The organism is Phocaeicola sp. (assembly GCF_048170425.1).
GTDB lineage: Bacteria > Bacteroidota > Bacteroidia > Bacteroidales > Bacteroidaceae > Phocaeicola.
This window is the reverse complement of the sequence record NZ_DBEXBB010000167.1, coordinates 1-5,473: the sequence shown is the minus strand read 5'-3', so window position 1 is coordinate 5,473 and position 5,473 is coordinate 1. Positions and strand designations below refer to the sequence as shown.

The 5,473-nt window shown below is 40.1% G+C and carries 4 protein-coding genes; all 4 read right to left on the bottom strand.

Annotation, left to right across the window (positions count from 1 at the left end):
• Positions 1-8 precede the first annotated feature (8 nt).
• Complete coding sequence (locus ACMJ0U_RS06465; RefSeq protein ID WP_417128990.1) at positions 9-1,259, bottom strand: DUF3575 domain-containing protein; 1,251 nt, start codon at positions 1,257-1,259, stop codon at positions 9-11.
• 145 nt (positions 1,260-1,404) lie between these two features.
• The gene (locus ACMJ0U_RS06460) at positions 1,405-2,370 is read right to left on the bottom strand and encodes a DUF4249 domain-containing protein (RefSeq protein WP_417128988.1); all 966 of its coding nucleotides are present in this window, start codon (positions 2,368-2,370) and stop codon (positions 1,405-1,407) included.
• Positions 2,371-2,374: 4 nt separating this feature from the next.
• A complete protein-coding gene (locus ACMJ0U_RS06455; RefSeq protein ID WP_417128987.1) occupies positions 2,375-4,963 on the bottom strand; it encodes a TonB-dependent receptor domain-containing protein in 2,589 nt (862 codons plus the stop codon).
• Between the two features lie 23 nt (positions 4,964-4,986).
• Positions 4,987-5,473: FecR family protein (locus ACMJ0U_RS06450; protein ID WP_417128986.1), on the bottom strand; the 487-nt coding region annotated here is incomplete at its 5' end.

Genomic DNA, 5,473 nt, shown 5'->3' with positions numbered 1-5,473 from the left:
TCATTGTTTTATTCTCCTTTCTTCCAGTGATTTAAATTACTGCCCAAAAGCCAGACTAAAGAAACTTCCACTTTGGTAGGTCCTAGCCAGCAACGTTGTTTAGTAGCCTGCCACACATAATACTTGTCAATCGGCAGATATTCATAATAGGTTCCTCCTAAATAGCCAAGTCCTAATGAGAAATCAAGATTCAATCTTTTGCCTATCGGTAAAGAATAACCATATTCAAGACCTGCTCCATAATTGGATTTATCCCATAATGTACCTCCAGGCCTTCCTCCCATGTATCCACGTCCACCTAATTCAAAGTCATAAGTCAGCAACTGTCCATATAAACCTAGGTGATGCCCTGAAAGAGGTCTTCCTGATGCCACTTTTCCAAAGTACTTGCGCACAGCAAAATCACCGCCATATACACGCCAATAATGATGCACCTTGTCACTTTTCCACCACGCATACATCCAATTGGCTCCAACAGTCCAACCTTTTCCAAGATAAAACTCCACGCCTAAATTAGGAACTGCAAGCGCATCATACAGCAGGTTAGTCTTCAAGCCCATAATAAAGTGACTCTCTTTTTCTGTTCTAGAATTCTGGGAAGGTAATTCAAGAGCGTAAGCAGACGGAGAAATATCCGGTTTTATAAACTCAGGAGATTCAACATTCACCGAATCAGCATAGTTTATATAAAGAACACAAGTACGCATATCAGGATATAGAGTATGAAGCATTCTATCCCATACGTTTCCACCTTTCAAATCCTTTAGAAGTTTCTTCCGTACAGACTGCGGCTCTTGCGTAATAATGTATAACACCTGCTCTTTTTCCTGCAAGTCTGAATTTGCCACGAGTTCCCGGAACAGACTCCAATCTAGTTCCACAGGAATCACATCAAATTCTACATCCTTTAATAATGCGTTGTGACGTATATACTCAACAAGTACTTCGGCACGATTTCTTGCTAAGGTTTCATTCAAAGAAGAAGGTCCTTCAGGAGAGGCTGAAGAAAGTATACGCACGTTGTGGTATTGCCCCCGGCGAGCACTAAGCTCCAACAAACGCCGGGCAAACAAATCCAACGTCTGTTGATTGGATCTGTACTTTAAATCAAGCGTATCAATACCCTGTCTGAAAAATATACGGACAGAATCGTGAGACGCCATTGTTTGCGCACCAATGTGTTGCCAGAATAGAAAAGCAAGCAACAGTAAACAAAGTTTCCTAAGTTCATTTTTCTTGTCTAGTTGTTGTTTTCGCATATCTTAAAAGCGGAACAGTTCTATATACTTATTTCTTTTTTGTTCTGATTTCTTTTTTTTATCCTGTCCCGCTCATATGGGAAGAAAAAGCCTATTTAGTACTATTCCCTTGCATATGATTTAACTTATATTACGAAAAAACCTGTCATTTACAAAATAAGGAGGCATCCATCCACTCCGTTTCATAAATATTACAGGCACCCACAATCCCCACTCCATTGACCACATTAGTATATTTTTTATATATGGGTGCCAGACCTACCTTTCCCAGCTCATTATTATTTAATCTATTTACTGACCACAGATACTTATATAACTCTTTGGACAAGGTAAACAAAACGACTTTATAAAACACCTTGCCTGACACAGAGGTAGAAGTATTTTGCGCCATAAAGTCGAAATTCAAAGTATACGTTTGCCCACTTATCTTCTCATCCTCATATATATACAAATTACGGTAGTAGTCATTAGACAAGTAAAAAATATCATCAACCTCGAATTTGTCATTCATCAAAGGCTCACTCTCCACATTTAGAGCAAGCGACTTGACTGTAGATTGGCAAGCCTCCCTCTGAGTACTTTCTTCGGGCAACGTTTTACACAATATCTTTATTCCATAATAATCTTTCGTCGTTGCACAATCCTGGAAGGTAATTCGAAATCCAACGGCTGTCTGTCCTAAAATGGCCTTACTGAATCCCTCCACTTTTTCAAGTGGAAAGGCGGAGGGAATTATGGTACGAGCTGTAATAACAGGAATTCCTGGACAACTAACCCGTACCTCTATTTCATCGCCTTCTTTCAATGTACCGACCGTATAAAAGGTGTTTTCCGGGCGATGCCCTGCTAACTTATCGGCAGACTCTATCGCTCTTTCCTCTCCATTCAAGCAAAACGAAATCATAGTTCCAGCTATACTTCTCTCTGATACCTGATTTCCATTCAATGGTTTACTCCACAACAGTTGAATGAATGTCGTATCACTGGTATTGGAAGGAATGCAATATAACACGAGCTTGCTTTCTCCTGTAACCTTATCGGTCACGAGTTCGCTGTCACAAGCAAAACACATACATATCACCGGCAGACAGACTGCCAATATTATTCTCATTTCTCTAAAATTTAATTGTATAACAAAATGACGGAAAAAGCGGAAGTCCACCTATCGTTTTCCACCCCAATGTCCCATCCTTTTCTTGTATCGGCTCTGCATAGAAGGTGTTACGTCTGGCATACACATTATAAAGTGACACATCCCAAAGCTGCTCCAATCCCCATTTTGTAGTTTTTCTGAACTTCATTCCGCAGTCTAGTCTATGATATGCCGGCAGAAGCGCATTGTTGGGAGCCTCATATATCAAAAGGTTTATTGGACGAATATCATCCCCTGGCATAAATGGTGAAGAAACCACCTGCAGAGGGAGGGTAAACCGGTTCCCACTATGAAAACGCCACAAAACATACATTTCGATATTTTTGTGTAACTTATAATTAAATGAAATGTTCAGTTTATGTCGGTTATCAAATTTGTCAGGAAACCACTCATCATGAAAATCCGGGAAAAAACGCCGGTTCCAAGACAGGGTATAAGAAAGATCCAGCCCCAACTTGTCTGTGATGTACGTCATATCATATTCAACGCCATAAGACTCTCCCTTTCCTCTACTGACATTACTCTCCCAATCTACAGCGGAAGGATTCAATCGGTTTATTCCACTATATTCTATCAAATTTCCCAAGGTTCTATAAAAACCTTCTACTTTCATATTAAGATTATCCGACAGTGTGTTATATATGCCAGCTGCAAATTGCCATGAATAAGAATAACCCGTATTATTTGTAGAAGGAACCCAACAGTCAATGGGAATGTTCAGATAAGTGCTAGATAGTTTGTGCATATACTGAGTCATTTTTGTGACCGAGGCTTTCAGTGAAGTATTCCTATCCACCCTATAATTAAAAGACAGTCTAGGCTCAAGAGAAGAACTTTTGCTTCTGGACAGACAAAATAAATTATAACGTAGCCCGGCATTCAAACGCAGCTTTTCATTTAATGTCATTTCATCTTCCACGAACAATGCCAACTCATTCCCACTATATAATACCTTTGCCTGACCTTCTTTGGCATCATACCCCAATCGTCCGGCCTCGCTATCATGCGTTTGAAAATCCTGAGGCCGCAAACGATGGTTCACATAGTTGGACCCCAAACGCAGTCTGTGTCTATTATTCAGGCTATAGTCAAACTCCAGCCTGTAACCCAGGTCGTCTATCGTAGAAAGGTTCGATCTTGTTTCCTCCCTGCTTTGAGCTTTCTTCCCACCATAAACAGAATACATTTGACTCTGATAGTGGTATTCCGAAGAACTATGGGTATAAATTCCCGACAAACTCATAAACAGCTTCTGAGAAAAAATATATTCCCAGTGAGCAGAAGCAGTCACATTGCCCCATCTCAGACAAAGTCTCTCATCCTCAATCCTCTCCTCTTCATCATAAGTGTGTCTATCGTCTATTTTTACATAATCCCGCCCTGAATAAAGACAAATATTTGCCCGGCTTTTTTCAGAAAAGATATGAGATACTTTCGCATTGATATCATGAAATAAATAAGTAGTTTTCTCTCCTCCTCCACGCTTTGTACTTATCATATCCAGAAGAGGGACATGAACCAGATTCAGCCAAGTACGCCGTATAGCCACATTAAATGAAGTAGTCTGCTTTATAATCGGCCCTTCTACTTGTATTCTTCCATCCATCAGCCCCAAAGCGAACTTTCCATGAAATTCATGCATATCACCATCACGCGTACGTACGTCCAATACTGAGGACAGCCTCCCACCATATCTGGCAGGAAAACCGCTTTTATAAAAATCTACATTCCTGACAACATCCGTATTGAATGCAGAAAACAATCCTCCAACATGGTTTACATGATAAAGTGGCGCCCCGTCCAGAACGACTTGATTTTCATCGTGATTTCCTCCATGCACATAAAGTCCGGACATCGGTTCAGCTCCCGAAGCTATACCCGACATATTGTGTAACGCAGCGACAACATCGGGAGAACTCATAAAATAAATTCCTTTTTCAAAATCTTCCGATTTAATCGATTCTTTTCCAGTATGAGATATGGTAAGAGGAGTATTCAAATCGGTGACGACCACCACCTCTTCCAGTTTATAACCAGACTTCAACAATACAGTCTCCATCCTATTACTTTTCAAGTCAATCTCCAAGATATTTTCACCAGCCCCAATGCAAGACACCCTAATCTTATGATATCCTTCACGCAACATGATACTGAAAAACCCATGATTATCAGTCAAGGTTCCATCTCCAGTTGTAATATCCCAAACAGTCGCATTAATTACGGCTTCGCCATTATCCTGATATACATACCCGCTTAAAGTGTATTTTCTGATTTTGCTAAGCAATACATAGCTACCTTTCACCTCATATTTTATATCTGTTCCAGAAAATACTTCTTCCAGGTTATCTTCCAGGCTTTTTCCTTTTATGTGAGTTACTTTACACGCCACATTCAGGTCAAGAGAAGAATCATATACAAACATGACTTCATGCTTCCCTTTCAATCGTTCAATTACAGACCTGATGGTCACTTTTTCCTCTCGGGCCCCTACTTGGCATATTTTGAGACAAAAAATTACCGTTATAAGGATCCTAAATACCCACGCACCCATTTACCCATTTCATAAGCTGCTTTCTATTCTTTTTGTATTTTTATCTCTAATGTCTGTTCCACAATTGCCAGAATATTATCCAAATCATCTGTCCTGAATTCTGCCGTGAGTTTTTTGTCTGTTTCCGGAGTAGAAAGCGTTACTCCATAAAAATCTGACAACTCTTCCAGCACATCCATTACCGGAGTACTTTCATACACAAACGTATTGTCAGCCCAAGCCAAAGGATTTAAAACAGATTGCTCTGCAACATGAGGTTGGTTTCCGGTAAAAGGCAGCATGGCTTTCATTCCTTTAGTCAAAACTACTCCGCCATCTTCCTGAGAAAGAGAGGAAAAGTACACTTTCCCTGATTCCACATAGATTTCTGTAATCGAATCGGCTCTCTGCTCATTTATTTGAAACCTGGTTCCGAGAACCTTCGTTGCTGAATATTGTCCATATACCAAAAACGGAGCATTTTCATTCTTTGTAACAGAAAAAAAGGCTTTACCTTTCATCTTTACCACT

Coding starts and splice junctions, on each gene's coding strand:
- ACMJ0U_RS06465 (WP_417128990.1), bottom strand. CDS start 1,259: ATGCGAAAACAACAACTAGACAAGAAAAATGAACTTAGGAAACTTTGT.
- ACMJ0U_RS06460 (WP_417128988.1), bottom strand. CDS start 2,370: ATGAGAATAATATTGGCAGTCTGTCTGCCGGTGATATGTATGTGTTTT.
- ACMJ0U_RS06455 (WP_417128987.1), bottom strand. CDS start 4,963: ATGGGTGCGTGGGTATTTAGGATCCTTATAACGGTAATTTTTTGTCTC.